The organism is Metabacillus sp. GQ13 (genome assembly GCF_059758525.1).
In genome coordinates this window covers 107,993-127,721 of record NZ_JCAXET010000004.1, presented here as the reverse complement: position 1 = coordinate 127,721, position 19,729 = coordinate 107,993, and the positions used below count along the sequence as shown (strand labels likewise).

The window sequence follows — 19,729 nt, the reverse complement described above, 5'->3', positions numbered from 1 at the left end:
TTGCTTCCTCCTTTACACTTTAGTTGAGAAAAACTTTTCTAGATCTAGAGACTCACCCTCAAGCTCTTTAAGTATCTCTTCAATGTCTTCATCGGAAGCTTCCTCCATTGCATTTCCTACTTCTCGCATACTTTCTAAAGATTTATCTACCTGCTTTGCAAGACCTGATATCGTAGGATCATCAAACATATCTTCAATTTGCAATTCAACGTCAAACTCTTCTTGAATGCGATTAAAAAGCTGAATAGCAAGCAACGAATGTCCACCAATCTCAAAGAAGTCATCATTAACATCAATTGATTCTATACCAAACAATTCTTCCCAAATGGCACCAACTTTCTGTTCAACTCCTAACGGACCTGTATTCTCTTTAGTCACTGCCGCTGGATCCTCCGTTTTAACGAGGATTGACTCTTCTTCTGTCACTTTTGTATAAACATGCTCATTCTGTTCTGTTTCCTGTACTGGAACTAAATTAGACGACATTCGATCAATCCAGAAACGTTTCCTTTCGAATGGATAAGTTGGTAGCGGGATACGTTGTACTTTTTGAGAAGTATGGAGTCCTTCCCAGTCCACAGAGCCTCCCGCCAACCATAAACGTCCAATTGCGGATAATAAAACAGTATGATCAGTTTGACGATCCTTTGGATGACGAAGAAGAGGGAAAACAATAGGTTTCCGATCCTCACACTCATGTCCCTTTATGAGTCCAGTAAGTGATTGCCCAGGCCCTACTTCTACTATGATAATATCTTCTTCTAACAAGGCTTCCACACCTTCTGTGAAACGGACAACACCTCTCAGATGCCTCGACCAATACCTTGGGTCGGTTGCTTCCTCAGACTTAATCCACGTACCAGTTAGGTTAGAGAGATATGGAATAGCAGGTGTATTCATTTGAACGTTGGATATTTCATCAACAAATTCATCTAATATTGGATCCATCATTGCAGAATGGAAAGCATGGGATGTAATTAACATACGTGTTTCCACGCCCTGGACCTGTAGCTTTTTGTGCAACGTCTCAATTTCTTCCTCTTTTCCTGCAATCACACACAAGTTAGGAGTATTGACCGCTGCAATAGACAATTTGCCTTCAAGGTGTTCTTGTACCTGCGATTCCGAAAGTGAAACCGACAGCATTTTTCCTGTTGGCATTTGCTGCATTAAGCGACCGCGGATAGCCACGATTCGGAGGGCATCTTCTAGAGAGAATACACCTGCTAAGCAGGCTGCCACATACTCACCAATACTATGACCCAGCATTAGGGCAGGTTTTATGCCCCAAGATTCTAACAACTTAGCAAGTGAATATTCAATCGTAAAAAGAGCTGGTTGTGCAAGTGAAGTCTGCTGTAGCTCCTCAGATGCAAATACTTCGCTTTCTGACTGATATAAAAGCTTACGAATATCTGTTTTAATCAATGGAAGAAGCGTATCACAACAGTGGTCAAACGTTTTACGGAATACAGGCTCTTTCATGTAAAGCCCGTGAGCCATTCCGACATACTGTGATCCTTGTCCAGAAAACACGAAGGCAACCTTACGCTTTTTCTGGCTTGATCCTCTAACCAGTTTAATACTTTTCTGATTTTTCAGAATTTCTAGTGCGTCGTCCCTCGTTTGCGCAACTAACATAGCACGATGTGAAAATTCGCGGCGGCCTTCCTGCAACGTATAGGCAACATCCGTTAAATTCACATCAAGATTATGTTGAAAATAATCCTTCATACGCTCAACCGCACTGTTCAACGCAGTATCTGATTGAGCAGATAGGACAAGAAGCTGTTCATTCTGTGTTGATCTTTCGGGCTGTATTCTAGAAGATAAAGCTTCTTCTAGAACAATATGCGCATTGGTCCCTCCCATTCCAAAATTACTTACAGCCGCTCGGCGTGGGATTCCCTTCTTTTCTTCCCAATCCCGAAGCTCTGTATTTACATAAAACGGGCTATTAGCAAAATCAATATTTGGATTCTCTGCTTCAAAATGTAAAGTCGGTGGAATCTTTTTATGGTAAAGGGACATCGCTGTTTTAATCAGACCAGCAACACCTGATGCCACTCCAAGGTGACCAATATTAGACTTTACCGACCCAATGGCACAATAATTCCTCTCAGCCGTTTGCTCACGATACACCTGTGTCAGTGCAGAGATCTCAATCGGATCACCCAGTGGAGTTCCTGTGCCATGTGCCTCAACCATCCCTACCGTGAGTGGGTCGACTTCCGCCATCTCCATTGCATCAGCGATTACATCGGCTTGGCCATTAACACTCGGTGCGGTGAATCCAACTTTGTCTGCTCCGTCGTTATTAATTGCACTTCCTTTAATAACAGCATAAATGGTATCACCCTCATTGCGAGCATCCTCTAGTCGCTTCAGTACAACGACTCCTACTCCGTTGCCGAAGACCGTACCCTTTGCTTTCGCATCAAAAGGACGACAATGTCCATCAGGTGATAGAATCCCACCTTCTTGATACATGTATCCCGTCTTTTGGGGGGTTACGATTGATACTCCACCAGCAATCGCCATGTCACATTCGCCACTTAGTAAGTTTTGGACGGCAAAATGAACAGCAACAAGAGATGTAGAGCAGGAAGTCTGTACACTTACACTTGGTCCTTTAAGGTTCAATTTATATGACACTCGAGTAGCCAAATAATCCTTTTCATTCCCATGACGAATATTTAATTCCCCTACTGAATTATAAAGCCCTGGGTTGCTGTATAAATTAAACAGATACGTACTAGAAAATACTCCAGCATATACGCCAATACGTCCAGGATATTTTTCTGGATCATGTCCAGAAACCTCCAACACTTCCCAACAACACTCTAAAAACAATCGTTGCTGCGGGTCCATGATTTCAGCTTCACGTGGGGTAAAACCAAAGAATGAGGCGTCAAACTTATCAATATCATCAATTTCTATGCCAGCCTTCACATAATTTGGATTTTCATACTGAGATCGGTCAATACCCTCTTTCTTGAGTTCCTCATCACTAAAAAAACGAATACTTTCCTTACCTTCTGATAGATTCTTCCAATAAGTTTCCAAGTTGGGCGCTCCTGGAAATCTACCATTCATACCTACAATAGCAATCTCTGATCCATTCTCTGAAGACATGGTCATAGCGTACATCCCCTTCCCTTTTGTCCATTATTATTTCTTTGACTGTTTCTGACGACGACGTTGTTGCAAAGCATTTCGTCGGTTACTTCCACGATCCTTTGATTTCTCAAACCGTGATGACTCTTCCCCATCTTCGCTAAGGTGCGTTGCTAAGGAAGACACCGTAGGGTATTGAAAAAAGGCAACTAAAGGAATATCCCGTTGTAGCAGTTTGGCTAGCTTAGTTTTAGCTTGTAGAATTAGCAATGAATGCCCTCCAATGTCAAAGAAATTGTCATGAATGCTTACTTGCCTTACTCCCAGTAATTCTTTCCATACTTCTCCTATCTCCTCTTCTAACTCTGTTGTTGGAGAGATAGATGATACAGAAAACTCAGAGAGCAACTCATTAAATGAAATTGTTGGGTCAGGAAGCTTTCGACGATCCACTTTTCCGTTTGCATTAAGCGGAATTGCTTCAAGCTTTACAAATGCTCCTGGAATCATAAACGAAGGCAATTTTCCCTTAACATATGCGCGCAATTCGACAACTTCCAACTTCTCGTTTTGAGGAACGAAATAAGCTGCTAATCTTTTGTCACCGTTAGCTGTCAAAGCAGTAATGACCACTACTTCTTTAACAAGAGGATGACTAGATATAATAGATTGAATTTCTCCTAACTCTACACGAATTCCCCGAATTTTGATTTGATCATCGAGCCTTCCTGCAATATCCAGTAATCCGTCTGGACGATACATACCCATATCTCCTGTTCGATATAAGATGTCCTCTGGGTCATCTGTGAATGGGTTAGGTATAAAAGGAGACTTGTCTTTTTCAAAATCTTGTAAATACCCAAGGGTTCTAAAAGGTGTTCGAATGACAATTTCCCCTGGTTCACCAATACCACAAAGCTGAAAATCTGTATTTATTACTAATACTTGAGTTTCAGGAAGCGGTTGTCCAACTGGTTGGACGAATGGTAACTTATCCTCCCTCGGAACTTCGAAGTAACATTTTGCCAAAGTAGTCTCAGTTGGACCATACAAGTTAATTATTGTGGTATGATCGCCAAAAGTTGAGCGCCATGATTTGACTAAGTCCGCTGAAAGAGGTTCTCCAGCAAAAAAAACGTAACGCAGATGATTAAGCTTCACATTTCCAATTTCAAACCATGACTGTGCTAAGCTAGGTACAGTATGAAAATAAGTAACCTTCTCTCTTTCCATCCACGGTAAAATCTGCGAAGCAGATAGATCCTCTTCTACATCCGGTAAACAAATCGTCGCCCCACTTGTCAAAGGAAGCAAGATATCCCGTAGTACAACATCAAAAGATAGACCTGTTAACTGGGCGGCCCGATCTCCTGGTCCAATCCCAAACCTTTCCCGTTGCCATACAAGGAAATGAGCTAGTCCACTGTGCTTTCCAACAACACCTTTAGGAACGCCTGTAGTTCCGGAAGTAAAGAAAATATAGGCTGGATCATCTGTTTGTAATAGTGGGAAAGTAGTTACCTCTTTATTTTTTGAATCCTTCAGATTTGTTAGAGGTTCACCTTTCATCTCGTTAATGAAATGAATCTTTTTCCATTCAGTGTTTGTAAACAAGGACCCGTCTTCAGTTTGACGACTTCCTACAAAAATCAATCTATCAACACCTGAGGAACGCAGTATCGTTTTCCTTCTCTCTACTTGCATGTTTTTATCTATTGTTAACACTACCCCACCTGCGGTTAACACCCCCAACATACTAGCAATTAGACCGATACTGCGTCGTCCAAAGATGGCTACAACCTCACCTTGATTCAGTCCACCAGCATGTAGACTGCTTGCAATACTATGGACAGCTTCAGCTAACTCTCCATAAGTTTTTTTCTCACCCCGATGGTTAATGGCTTCCTGCTTTGGATTTTGAAGAGTAACCCTACGGAACATTTCAGGAACCGATGGGTAGAACGGTTTGTCTAGTTTTGCTTTTGGATTAGGTAGAATTTTCTTACTTCCATCTGTTGTCAGAGAATAAGAATCAATCGCCATTCCACTATGATTCACTATCTGTTTTAGTAATGATGTATATTGACTGGAAAGTTCTTCAATCCTTTTTTCACTGTAAAGATCCTTCTGATAAACAAACTCCAACTCCATACCATCTTGCTTGTCTTGGATATACAATGTGAGCGCAAACTTGGATTGAGGATCTCCTACATCCATCTGAGATAGAGTAACACCCTGCCATTGTGCATTTTTAGTAGGTGTATTGACTAAATTAATCATCACATCAAAGATGGGGTTACGACTCAAACTACGTTCTGGCTGTATAATTTCGACTAACTTCTCGAATGGCATATCTTGATGAGCATAAGCGTCTAAACAAACCTTCCGCATTCGCTTAAGTAAATCTACAAATGTTGGTTTTTCTGAAAGGTTAATGCGTAGTGCCAAAGTATTGACGAAGCATCCAATCAATGGTTCTGTTTCTGTGCGGGTTCGTCCTGCAATCGGTGTCCCAATAATCAAGTCTTCTTGTCTACTTAATCGATTAAGCAATACACTAAATGCTGAGAGGAACACCATAAACAATGTTACCTCTTCGCAACGACTAAGCTCTTTTAGCTTTTGAACGGTGTCATTTTGAATTTGCACCGTCTTACGACTTCCCCGGAATGTTTGTCGTTTAGGTCGTGGGTTATCAGATGGAAGCTCCAATATTGGTAATTCCCCACCCAATTGCTCAGACCAATACGTAGTAAGACGTTCAAGATTTTCTCCGCTTACTTTATTGTTCTGCCATTCCGCATAATCTGCATACTGAACAGTCAACTCTGGCAAATTTGCTGGTTTCCCCTGGAGATGAGCTGAGTACAACTCACCTAATTCTTGTATTAGCAACTCAATAGACCATCCATCAGAAATAATGTGATGCATCGAAACTAATAGGACATATTCTGTTTCATCTAGCCATAGCAAGCTTACATGTAACAGAGGACCTCTTTCCAAATCGAATGGACGCTTAGTTTCCTCTAAAATAAATCTCTCTACTTCTCTATCTTTCTTTTTTTCTTCAATCTCCCGAAAATCTATTAATGATAATGGAATGTGAAGAGTCTGAGAGATCATTTGTACTGGGCCATCGTCATCCTTAAAAGTTGTCCTTAGCGACTCATGTCGTTCAACAAGTTGATTTAGACAAATTTGAAAAGCTTGTTTATTCAGCGTTCCACCTATTCTAATAGCCGAGAAGATGTTATAGGCTACACTTTCAGGTTCTAGTCGATCCAAGAACCACAAGCGCTTCTGCGAAAACGAAAGTGGTATTTTATCCTCACGAGACAACGATAGAATTGTATCGTTACTATGCTTCAATCCTGATTCTAATTCACTCTTATCTGTTCTATCAGAAAATGTGACTTCAGACGCCAGCCCAGCAATTGTTGGGTTATCAAACAAAGCCCGAAGAGAGATTTCTGTATCTAAAGCAGAGCGTAAACGAGAAATGAGCTGTGTCGCTAACAGTGAATGACCACCGCATTCGAAAAAGTTATCGTAAATACCTATTTTCTTAACATGCAATACACTCATCCAAATATCTGTCATTTTCCTCTCAAGTACTGAGCGAGGTGCTGTGTATAAACGCTCCTGTCCACCAGTCATCTTTGGATCAGGTAACGCCTTGCGATCAACCTTTCCATTCGGAGATAACGGCAGATCCTCCAACACAACAAATACTGACGGGATCATGTAGTTTGGTAACTTGTCTAGAAGTTCATTCCGTAACCGAGTGGAAAAATCTTCTCCTGTCCACCTTTTGCCTACTGGAACAACATAAGCAACTAAGCGCTTATCCCCCGGTCGAGTTTCTGTTGCCAAGACGACTGTTTCCTTGACGCCATCGCACATTCTTAGCACCACTTCAATTTCTCTTAGTTCAATCCGAAATCCTCGAATTTTCACTTGATGATCTATTCGACCTAAATACTCAATTGTTCCATCTGGCAAATACTTTGCATAATCTCCTGTTCTGTACAAATACGGAGTTCGCTCATCTCCATATGGGTTGACGAGAAACTTATCAGCAGTCATCTTTTCCTCGCCAATGTAGCCTCCACCTACCTGCACACCTGTAATGCACAATTCACCTGGTGTTCCTTCTGGTACAAGTCCTAATTCACTGTTCAAAATGTAGGTTTTATTGTTAGGGACAGGTCGCCCAATTGGCATAGGCTTATCAAGTAAAAGCTCCATATCAGGCAAACGTTTAAATACAGTAATATCAGTACATTCAGTAGGACCGTATGTATTTACAACCTCAGCATGACATGCACTTGATGTAGTCCATGACACCAATCGATTGGCCAATATAGGTTCTCCCCCTAGGAAAACATGGCGCAACGTGCTTAAAGGGGCATATTCGGTTGTAACTGTTTCATCCAATAACGGGTAAAAAGCACTTGGTGTGCAACTTAGCAGTGTAATATTGTTCTTTTCAATCTCATAAGTAATCTCAGCTGCATCATAGAGTCCTGTTTTTAACAACACTAGTTGTCCGCCAGTCATCAGTGGGGCGTAGATACTTTTCTGAGTCATATCAAAGCTTGGTGAAGTGATTAACAACATGCTATCGGTTTCTGACATCTGGAATTCACCAATATACCATTGCATTAAATTCTCAAAACCTCTTCGAAAAACGTTTACACCCTTAGGTACTCCTGTAGAGCCTGAGGTAAAAATTACGTACATGCGGTTCGTTGAGCTTGCTTCATTCTGCAAATTGTTTTCTGGTTCAGCTGCCAGTAGTCCTGCCTCGCTATCTAGGCAGACGATTGCTACCTCGTCCTCCAAAGACAACTCCTCTGCCCAGAATTGTTTGGTCACCAACCCCTTCAACCCAGCACGCTCCACCATATAACGGCGTCTATCAAGCGGCAATGAAGGATCGAGTGGGACGTAGGCACCTCCTGCCTTTTGTACAGCAAGCATACTTACGACCATCTCGGGGCTAGAATTCAGACAAATACCAACCAATGTGTCTACTCCAACACCAAGCGACTGTAATCGATGAGCTAATTGATTGGCTTTACGATTTAGTTCTCCATACGATACAGTTTCTTCACCATATACAAGAGCAATTTTCTCTGGTTTTTGGGAAGCCCACGCCTCAAAGCCTTCTTGTACACTTATGGAAGGATAAGCTACATCCGTCTCGTTCCATTGCTGTACCTGTTGTTGTACTTCCTCTTCAGTTAGCATCGGTAAACGGGCTACACTTTCTTCTGCATTGTTGGTTATTCCCTCTAATAGATTCAAGAAATGATTTACCATTTTCTTGATGCTTTCCTCATCGAACAAATCCGTACTATATTCTAACGTTCCTGTGAAGCCGTCCTCTGATTCCATCATCTCCATCAGTAAATCAAATTTTGCAGAATGACGTTCAACCTGAATAACCTCTGTTTCGAGCCCTTCCAATGTAAAAGTAGTGTCCTGTATACGAAGAGAGAACATGTTTTGAAAAATTGGAGAAACTTGAATATCACGATCTGGTTGGACAACCTCCACCACTTTTTCAAATGGAACATCTTGATTAGAATAAGCTTCTATAACGTTCTGTTTAACGCTCTGTAGAAAATTGCGGAACGATACTTTTTTATCAATCTGACTACGAATGACTAAATTATTGATAAAAAAGCCAATTAACTCTTCTACCTCTTCCCATTCACGGCCTGCTACTGGGATCCCCACAAGCAGGTCAGTCTGATTCGCATATCGGAACAGCCACACATTATATACAGCAAACAATGTCATGAAATTGGTCGTTTCCTCTCTCTGACTAAATTGTTTGATTGCTCGACTGACAGTAGGACTCACGGTAAATTCATAGGTTTTACCTCTGTTCCCCCGTTTTTGAGAATGCGGAGCAGCAGTGGACAATTGCAATACAGGGAGTTCACCAGAAAGTCGTTCCTTCCAATAGTTCAGTTGCAATTCATATGCTTCTCCCTGTAACCACTCTTTCTGGAAATGGGCAAAATCGGCATATTGGATCGGCAGCTCCTCAAGCTCGATTTTTTCCTGATGAACAAATGCTTTATAAAGTTGAGACAATTCTCTCATCAATACATCTGTCGACCAACCATCTGAAATAATATGATGTAAATTAACTAATAAAAGATGATCCCTTTCACTGAGACGAATTAAACGAATACGAAATAGAGGTCCTTCCTGTAGGTCAAAAGGTGTTTCTGCCTCTTTTTCAGCCAAATTGTTTGCATGTTCCCAACGCACACTCTCCGCCAAAGGAATTAAATCATCAATTAGGAGCCCCCATTGAAGTCTTTCACGAACGATTTGAACAATTTCTCCATCTATCTCACGAAACGTAGTACGTAGTGTATCATGGCGATTAATTATGTGGTAGAATGCCCGCTCCAGTACTTCTAGCTGAATAATGCCCTGTACCCGTATGGAAGTAGGGATATTATAGACAGACTTATCATCAAGTAGTTGATCAATTAACCATAGTCTTTTTTGAGCAAATGAAGCATCAAAAGAATAAACCTCATCTGTTTGTTCTTTCACCAAAACTTCCTCTGTTGAATGCTGAGATAAGTTCTTCATTAGTTTCTCTCCTTATTAACCCAGATACCAATTAAAAAGATTTTTCTAGTTCAAACGATGTTTTTCACGGGAAAGCTTAGTAATTCGTTGCCTTCCATCCTTATTAGAGACCTTCTTATTACCTTCAATTATTACCGCCAATTTAGAGACGGTCGGGTGGTCAAACAGAGACTGCATAGAGAGCTCTGTATTTAGAGCAGAACGAAGACGGTAAACCATCAGCATTGCTAACAATGAATGTCCACCAAGAGTAAAAAAATTGTCATGAACTCCGACTTTTTCATTGCCTAGGACTTCACTCCACACCTCTGCAATTACTTGCTCTACAGAATTACGTGGTGCAACATACTCCGCCTGATCAAAGCTAGATTCATCTGGAATAGGTAAAGCTCGTCGATCCACCTTTCCATTGTGATTCAACGGAAACGCCTCTAGGAACACATAAGCTGAAGGCACCATATATTCTGGAAGTATCCCTTGTAAGTAATCTTTCATCTCATTCGAATGCATTTTTTTTCCAGCCTCTAGGACTACATACATCATGAGATTCTTGTCACCATTTATATCTTCACGGACCACTGTCAATGCTTCTCGTACTGAAGGATGCTCCATGAGAACCCTTTCGATCTCTTCCAATTCAATTCGATAACCACGAATTTTAACCTGGTGGTCAATACGTCCTAAATATTCAATGTCTCCATTAGCTAGCCAACGTACTAAATCACCAGTTCGGTACATCCTCATTCCAGGTTCCCAAGGACAAGGAACAAACTTCTCTTCACTCAGCTCATGACGATTTAAGTAACCGCGGGCAACTCCACTACCAGCAATACACAATTCCCCAGCTACCCCAATTGGCTGAAGACTTAACTGTTCGTTCACGATATAAGCCTGTACATTAGGTAATGGCTTACCAATTGGGATACTTCCGAGCTTAGAGTCATCCACAACAGAATAGTTTGTTGCATAGATAGTAATTTCGGTTGGTCCGTATAGGTTTTCCAGGCGCACATCACAGAGCATATCCCTGAAATTGTAAGCCACTTTCTTTGGAAGAGCTTCTCCTGCCACCAACACGTACTTTAAAGCTGGTAAGCTCCTATCGTTACGATCTTTAAGCAGCTGAACAAAGACATTTAATAATGATGGTACAAAATTCACATGTGTCACATTTGATTCACGCAATACCTCAAACAGTTTCTCAGGATCTTTTTCCGCTTCTGGTTCGAGTATGACTAGATGACCACCGCAACGAACCCAACCAAACAACTCACTTACAGATACATCAAAAGTAAACGGTGTTTTTAGTAAATAGGCATCATCGGCTCCAAATGGATATCTCTCTTCTAACGCTGTCAAGATATGCATCATATTACGATGTTCAATCATAACTCCCTTTGGTTTTCCTGTGGAACCTGACGTATAAATGACATATGCTAGATCAGTAGCTTTGTTCACAGATACTAAATCGCTTTCCTCATCAGCATAAGAGGCATCATCGTCTAGATTTATCTTTTGGTCGTCATCTTCCAGTCTATCCATGAACTTTGCTTGCGTGAGCACCACTTTTGCGCGACTATCTTCGAGAAGATACTTCACCCGTGCCCGAGGATATTTGGGATCAATGGGGGTGTAAGCACCTCCTGCCTTAAGAATGGCAAAAATTCCGACAAGCATCTCTACTGAGCGCTCTGCCATAATTGCGACCAAGACATTCGGTTGAACCCCTTTGTCTCTAAGTGTTCTTGCCAACCGGTTTGCCCTCGTATTCAATTCTTGATAAGTAAGGAAGATACCGTCGCCTACAATCGCTGGTGCTGTTGGCCTTTGAGCAACTTGAGCTTCAAATATATCCATAAATTTAAGGCTCGAGTCAAAATCAAATTGTGTTTCATTATAAGCATCAACCCATTTGCCATCACTTAATGTCAAAAGGTCAACATCTAGCAACTTAATCTCTAAATTATTCAACACCTGTTCTAGCACTTTAAAATAATGACTCACAATTCTATCAATCGTCGCTAGTTGAAAGGAAAGCGTATTGTATCTGATGCTAAGATCTATGCCGCTCTCTCTCTTTTTGAACGAAAAGAGAATGTTAGGGCGATCTTCATTAAATGTTGATGCATGAATATTTTCTAGTTGTACCGCAGTTTCATAGAAAGGGTTCTCCCCTGAAGACATTTTTAACTCTAGCTCTTCTGCTAGAACGTCCATCGGGTAATTTTGGTGCTCGATCGCTTCTAAAACCGTTTGTTTCATCTGGATTAAGAGACTCTTAAATGTCATATCTGCCTCTAAACTACTTTTAACGACGAGACGTTCATTCATCATATTCTCTGAAACAGGCTCAAGAACTGGCTGTACAATAACAATGTCTTCCATTCCGGTGTATTTATAAAGTAGTACCGTAACGGCAGCTGTAAGCACCACATGTAAAGCATGATCATTATTATTACTGACTTTTTTCACTTGGCCCAATAGATCGTCTGAAAATTGATAATTAGACGAAGAAACACTTTCTTGAGACTTAGATTGATAAGAGTCAGATGGAAAACAGGCTACTTTCCTGTGCCCAGCCAATTTTCCTCTCCAATACGCACCTTCTTTTACCTGCTGGTTCGCAATAACCTTTCGATAACTCTTTATAAATTTCGTACCAGTCATTTCAGTCACTCCTCTCAGCTCCATACCAACTCTAGTACTCCTCTTTTCAAAAAGAAAAATCAAAGTTTGGCACTTCCGCATGCATTATTTTTGGAAGTGCGGACAGTTGAATATCTTCTAGCTTCACATCAGGATTTTGGATAACTACATCAATGATTTCCATAAAATATTTTTGGAAGTTATCCATCGTTTCTGCTGTAAATAACTGTGTAACATATTCCCAATCAATTATTAACTTGTCTTCTAATTCATAGATTTGCATGTTTAGATCAAACATGACAAAGTGCTCATGCTCTGTAGACAAGCGAACATTTCCACCAAGGAATTTCATTTGGTATAAGTCAGTATTTTGTAAAGCGATCATGGTGTTAAAGAGTGGATTACGATTATATTGACGATCCTCTACCACTTCATTTACCAACTTTTCAAATGGGTACTCTTGATGTTCAAATACATCCATGCTTTTTTGTTTAACATCACGCACAAAGGCACTAAAAGATAAATTTGGTTGAGGGTAATTTCTAAGGCATAACGTGTTTACAAACATCCCCATAGCATTTTCTAGGTCTGGATAATTTCTTCCTGATACTGGTGTTCCTACTACAATATCTTCTTGTCCTGTAATCTTCATAAGGAACACATTATAAATTGAGACAAGTACTTGAAACAGAGTGGCTTCTTGCTTCAATGAGAAGCTGCGCAGGGCTACAGTTTGTTGTGCATTCATTTCAAAAGACAAAATCTCACCAGATAAATCAAGCTTATCCTGCCGTTTTTGATCAGTGGGTAGCTCTAAAGTTGGTGCCGGTTCTTTGAAGACATCTAGCCAAAATCTTGCTTGTGTTTTTTCGATTTCTTGTCTCCGCTCTTGATTCATCCATTCTGAGTAGTCTTTGTACTGAATAGGGAGCTCAGGGAGTATTTTCCCTTCATACAATGCTTGCAGTTCTTTAAAAAAGATGGTTAATGAGAATCCATCAGTAATAATGTGGTGCATTTCAATGAAAAGTTTGTGGGTTTTGTCCTCCATATTGACCAATCCCACTCTTAATAACGGGGCTTGAGATAAGTCAAATGGCCGCATATATGAGACTTCACGAAGAGCTTCTTCGGACTCGTAGTATTCCACATCCAACACAACATGCTCCCAAACCTTTTGGTTTACTTGTTCACTCACATATACAAACGAAGTTCTCAATGACTCGTGCCGCTCAATCATTTGTTGCAATGCAGTTTTGAATCTTACAATATCTAATCCTTGTTCAAGCATCACAGTAATTAATACATTGTAGTTAGTAAGTTCAGAATTCATCTCTTGCTGTGTATATATTCGTCCTTGTTGCGGAGACATTGGGTAATACTCTTTTGTCTGTGCAACTGGAATCGTGAACACTTCCTGATGAATATCATTTCCAATCTGTTTGGCCATAATTTCAATTGTTGGATTCTGAAGGATACTTGTTAAAGAAAGGCGGATTCCGAATTCCTTCTGAATATAAGCATGCAAGAGTGTAGCTGATAAAGAGTTGCCTCCTAAGTCATAAAAGTAATCGAATACACTAACCTTATCCAAACTTAAAGTTTGTTCCCACAATTGGACTAATTTCTTTTCTGTTTCATTCCTTGGTGCTGTATATTCAACATTAACTGCTTCATGTTGGGAAGGTTCTGGCAATGCTTTTCGATCAACTTTGCCGTTTGCATTGAGCGGAAATTCTTCTAACTGTAGAAAATGTCCCGGCACCATATAAGCTGGTAAAGACTGACGAAGATACTCTCTTATATCTTGATGATCAACCTCAACTTCTGCTGAAGTCGTGTAAAAGGCACAGAGATATTTTTCTCCACTCTTTGGTTTCTCTTTTGCCAAGACAATTGCCTCTCTAACTGCATAATGGCTCAACAATTTACTCTCCACTTCACTCAGCTCAATTCTAAATCCTCTAATCTTCACTTGATGGTCAGCTCTTCCCAAGAACTCTATGTTCCCGTCAGAATGCCACCTTGCCATATCACCAGTTTTATATATTTTTTCAGTTGTATTAAAAGGGTTAGTTATAAATTTTTGCTTTGTTAGTTCTGGTCTGTTAAAATAGCCACTTGCTAAACCATCACCACCAAAGCACAATTCACCTACCACTCCAATCGGTTGTACCTGATTGTCCTTATTTAAAATATAAGCTTGTGTGTTTGAAATTGGTTTTCCAATGGGAATACTGCCTTCAAAATGTCTCTCTATCACATAGCTCGTTGAGAAAGTCGTATTCTCTGTAGGCCCATAACCATTAATGACCTTTAGTTGTGGACACTCTTCTCCTACACGGTTGATATACTTTGGCGATAACGCATCACCACCTACAATCAAATACTTCATTGAGGCAAAGAGAGAAACATCTTTTTCAACTAATTGATTAAAAAGTGGTGAAGTAAGCCACATTGTATTAACAGAGGTTGTTGCAATCGTTTGTTTCAATAGAGTAGTATCCAAGATCCCTTCCTTGTCGACCAAGTATAGAGTCCCCCCATTTAACAAACTTCCCCAGACCTCAAACGTAGTCGCATCAAATCCAAACGCGCCAGTTTGTAAAATTCGTATGTCCTGAGAAAAAGGAATATAGTTGGTATTTTTGACCAATCGAATAACGTTACGATGACTAATACACACCCCTTTAGGCATACCAGTTGTACCTGATGTATACATTACATAGGATAAATCTCCAGGCTGGTTCTTTACTTCAGGATTAGGGACGCTCTCGCGAGTCAAAAACAATTGGTCAATACAGATAATTTCCCCAGCAAATACGTTAGTCTTGGCCAAATGAGAAGTTGTCAGCAAAAGCTTAGTTTGACTATCCTCCAACAAGAAGGCAATTCGATCACTTGGGTATTCCATGTCTATTGGAAGATAGGCGCCACCTGCCTTTAACACTGCAAGCATACTAATTACCATTTCAAGTGAACGTTCTAACATTAAACCAACTAATTGATTAGGGTGAATCCCCTGTTTACGTAATAGCTGTGCAAGGTTATTGGCTCGCTGATTCAGTTCAGCATAGGTCAAGTTCTCATCATTAAAAGAAACAGCTATCTGGTCAGGGAACTTCATCACTTGCTCTTCATATAACGCTTGAATTGTCCTATTTTTAGGATAATTCGTTCTATTATTGTTAAATTCAACTAATATTTGATGTTTCTCATTTTGGGATAAAATGTCGATCTCTTTAAAAAGCTTATAAGTATTTCTAGCTACCTCACTTAACAATTTGACAAAGTGCTGCACCATACGTTCAATTGTTTCTACTTTAAACAGATACGTACTGTATTCTAGGTCAAACGAAATACCATTACCTTTTTCTATAGCAATTAGGGTGAGATCCACTTTAGATGTCTTAAAATCAAAATTGTATGGCCTTACCTGTGCCTCTCCTAATGATAATTGACTGTCTGTCATGTTTTGCAACACAAACATGACATCAAATAACGGATTTCGACTAACGTCTTTCTGCAGATTAATCTGCTTAATTAGCTCTTCAAGTGGATAATTTTGATTTTCGTATATACGCAAAGATTCCTCTTTAACAAGACTTAATTGCTCCGCAAAGTTCTTTTCTGGATCAATTCTTGATTTTATGGCAAGTGTATTGGCAAACATTCCTACAGTATCAGCTAAATCTGGGTGTTGCCTATTTTCAATTGGACTCCCCACAATAATTGTTTCTTGACCCGTATACCGACTCAACAACATTTTAAAAGTCGTTAACAGCGTCATATAAAGAGTTGCTTGACTATCCCTCGCCACCTTGTGTAATTGACCTGTTAACTCCCCGTCAATTTCAAATGAAACTTTTGCTCCCTCAAACTTCTGTACGTCAGGGCGCTTAAAATCCGTTGGAAGATTCAGTATTGGGATTTCATCTGAGTAACTCTCCAACCAGTATTTTTCCTGATCAGTAAATGTATTGCCTTCTAACTGTTCTTGATACCATTGAGTATAGTCTTTGTATTGGATAGGGATAGGTTGCAAAGCTTCTCCCGCGTACAATTGAGATAACTCATCGATTATGAGATTAGTAGAAACACCATCAGCAATAATATGGTGATAATCCAGAATAAAAATAGATTGATAGTCATTTATCTTTACAAATTTAGCTCTAATTAAAGGAGCTTGTGATAAGTTAAAAGGTTTTACAAATTGACGTATTGATACGTCAACCTCCTTTTCTTCTACCTCCTCATAATCTAAGCTAAATGGTACCTCGTCATGTATGATTTGAACTGCTTTATTATCTTTTACCATAAAGCTTGTTCGTAAGCTTTCATGGCGTTGAATGAGTGTTTGTAAAGCTTTTTCTAGATTGACGAAATCTAGTGCACCTTTAATTTCAAACACATTAGTAATGTTATAATTAATTGATGCCGGATCAAGTTGATGAAGCATATACATTCTATTTTGGGCAGAAGACAGGGGATAATTAGACATTTTACTTACTTTAGGAATCGGCTTATAATCCTCATTGCCTTCTTTACCCATTATGTAATCCTCTAGAAGCCTTATCGTCGGATTTCCAAAAATGATATGTAGCGGAACATTTACTTGCAGCGCCTTTTGAATATTCAATTTCAAACGTATTGCCTTTAGTGAATGTCCACCTAAATTAAAGAAATTATCATGGATGCCAATTTGCTCTATTCCAAGTTCCTCTTTCCACAATTCAGCTAATGTCTGCTCAATTTCATTCCGAGGTGCAACATACTCCAGATTGTTTTCAATTTGCTCCGGTTCTGGTAATTGTTTACGATCTAGTTTACCGTTTGGTGATAATGGAAAACTTTCCATTATCACCAAACGATCAGGAATCATAAATCCCGGTAAAATATCCATTAGGCTCTCTTTTAATTCCTGCTCTGTGACTACCTTTTTAGGAACAACATAGCCACATAGATACTGTTGGTGCTTCTTATCTTGACGAGCAATGACTACTGCATTTTTAACTTTCTTGTGCTCACGCAGTTGATGCTCTATCTCCCCCACTTCAATCCGAAATCCTCGAATTTTTACTTGATGGTCAACCCGTCCGATATATTCAATATTTCCATCAGGAAGCAAACGAGCTAAATCTCCTGTACGATAAAGACGATTTTCACCCTCAAACGGATGTTCAACAAACTTTTCAAGTGTTAGTTCTTCTCTATTTAAATAGCCTCGTGCCAACGCTTCTCCAGCAATACACAACTCGCCTATTTGTTCAATTGGCTGAGGACGCATCTTTTCATCTACTACATATATTCGAGTATTATCAATAGGCTTACCAATTGGCACTATACCGTCCATCTCTTTACTAAAACAATCGTAGAAGGTCACATGAACAGTAGCTTCTGTCGGTCCGTATAAATTAATTAATTGAGTACTATAATGAGCTTTAATACGCTCATCGAACGTGTCTACATAATCCTTTTCTAGAGCTTCTCCAATTGCAAAGACTCGCTTTAGGCTAGATAATTTTTTATCTTTATCAGAGTCATTGGCATAATCTAAAAAAAGATTTAAAAGCGAAGGTACGAAGTACATGGTCGTGACCTTATGTTTTTCAATTGCCTTAATAATCGCTTCTGGATCTTTTTCTCCTCCTGGTTTAAGTAAACACAGTGTTGCCCCTGCAAACATCCACCAAAACAACTCCCATACAGAGACATCAAAAGATATGGATGTTTTTTGCATTACTACATCTTCTTGACTGATTGGATAGACTTTCTGCAGCCAGTTAAGACCGTTAATCATTGAACGATGTTCCACCATAACCCCCTTAGGATTCCCTGTGGAACCGGAGGTATAAATAACATAAGCTAAGTCGGAAGAAGAGCCAATAGGTCCTAGATTTTCGTCATTCGAATCATATGAAGCTTCATCATTTAAATCAATCGTAAGGTATTGATTATCGAAGGAGGTTAAAAATTTACTTTGCACTAGTGCAATCTTTGCTTGACTGTCATTAAGTATGTAATTAACACGAGTCTTGGGATAAGTCGAGTCTATTGGTACATAAGCACCTCCAGCCTTTAAGATCGCACAAATACCAATCATCATCTCTAATGAACGTTCGGCCATAATTGCAACGAGACTTCCAGGTCCAACTCCTTTTGATTTAAGTGTTCGTGCTAATTGATTTGCTTTCGAATTAAATTCTTGATATGTAATATCGTTTCCATCTCCCATAATTGCCAATGACGTTGGAGACTTAGCGACATTTAACTCAAACTGTTCGGTAATTTTAATTCCAGTGTTAAAATCAGCTTTAGTGTTATTAAGATGGAAATTGGATATCTTATCCCTCATATTTCATCCTCTACTTTGCAAAATTATTTTTTAATTTCCCAATGCAATTTACATATCCTTGTTTAGTGCTCAGTAACGAAATACTGCGGAGGCAAACATAATCACTATCCAGTTTAAATTATGTTGCTAATTGCGTATAAACTGACTGATTTAAAAGTAAGAAAATGATTGAATTGATTAAGAGCCGTCTTTTATCAAGTTTTTAAAATGGAGAATGCTTTTGATTTTTACGCATTCTTAAATTCACAAAATGTTCTTTTGAATTTAATAGAATATAAATATTGTATTTCTCTAATTCACCAAAAAGGCATCCTGGTGTTTTTCCGTACGAATGACCTGGATAAATTCGTACATGCGGAGCTACAGTCCTTTTTATACGTTGAAAACTCTCATACATCTGTCCTGGAGATCCCCCATCTTTATTGCACATTCCACATCCTTCAGTGAAAACAGTATCGCCTGTAAAGAGAGCATCTGAGAGGAGAAAGCAACTCCCACCCGCAGTATGCCCAGGAGTGACTAAGCATTGGATACGGGTATTCCCCAAAAATAGAATTTCCATATCATCAAAGCAGATTAATTTTGGGGCATGAAATTGATAGTAATTGCATTCTATACCTGACATATACACTGATGATCCATACCTTTCAACCAAAGGCTCTACCATATTCACATGGTCAAAGTGGGAGTGTGTCAGCAAAATAAGAGAGGGTTTAACCCCTATTTCCTCAAATCGAGATGTAATCAAATCCAAATCCCATCCTGGATCAACGATTGCCGTTTTACGGGTAACAGTGTCCACAATGATATACATGTAGTTTGGTAGGATAGGAGACCCAGCCTTCAATTGATAGAGTTCGTAGGTGTAGTTGTTCATACTTTATTTCTCACAATGGCAGGTTCTCCTTATAATGAATAAGCTTCATACGGGTACTCATGGGATTCCTGATAGAAGGTGTAAAACACTTAGAAGTTTGGAACAGGTTTTTA

At 39.6% G+C, this 19,729-nt stretch carries 5 protein-coding genes; all 5 read right to left on the bottom strand.

Translation table 11 applies throughout. The annotated features are described in order from the left end of the window. Positions 1–12: 12 nt before the first annotated feature. The 5 genes from AC6CHR_RS05975 to AC6CHR_RS05955 all read right to left on the bottom strand — a co-directional run bounded on the left by AC6CHR_RS05975 (position 13) and on the right by AC6CHR_RS05955 (position 19,616). Complete coding sequence (locus tag AC6CHR_RS05975; protein WP_498247835.1) at positions 13–3,135, bottom strand: type I polyketide synthase; 3,123 nt, start codon at positions 3,133–3,135, stop codon at positions 13–15. A 36-nt stretch (positions 3,136–3,171) separates the two neighbouring features. Then, entirely contained in the window at positions 3,172–9,738 is a 6,567-nt protein-coding gene (locus AC6CHR_RS05970) for an amino acid adenylation domain-containing protein (RefSeq protein WP_498247617.1), read from the bottom strand. Positions 9,739–9,783: 45 nt separating this feature from the next. After that, positions 9,784–12,405: a non-ribosomal peptide synthetase gene (locus AC6CHR_RS05965; RefSeq protein ID WP_498247616.1), complete on the bottom strand. Its 2,622-nt coding sequence runs from the start codon at positions 12,403–12,405 to the stop codon at positions 9,784–9,786. 46 nt (positions 12,406–12,451) lie between these two features. Next, positions 12,452–18,739, bottom strand: a complete 6,288-nt coding sequence (locus tag AC6CHR_RS05960; RefSeq protein ID WP_498247615.1) for an amino acid adenylation domain-containing protein — start codon at positions 18,737–18,739, stop codon at positions 12,452–12,454. A 202-nt stretch (positions 18,740–18,941) separates the two neighbouring features. Continuing rightward, on the bottom strand, positions 18,942–19,616 hold the full coding sequence (locus AC6CHR_RS05955) for an MBL fold metallo-hydrolase (protein ID WP_498247613.1): 675 nt from the start codon (positions 19,614–19,616) through the stop codon (positions 18,942–18,944). Between the last annotated feature and the right edge of the window lie 113 nt (positions 19,617–19,729).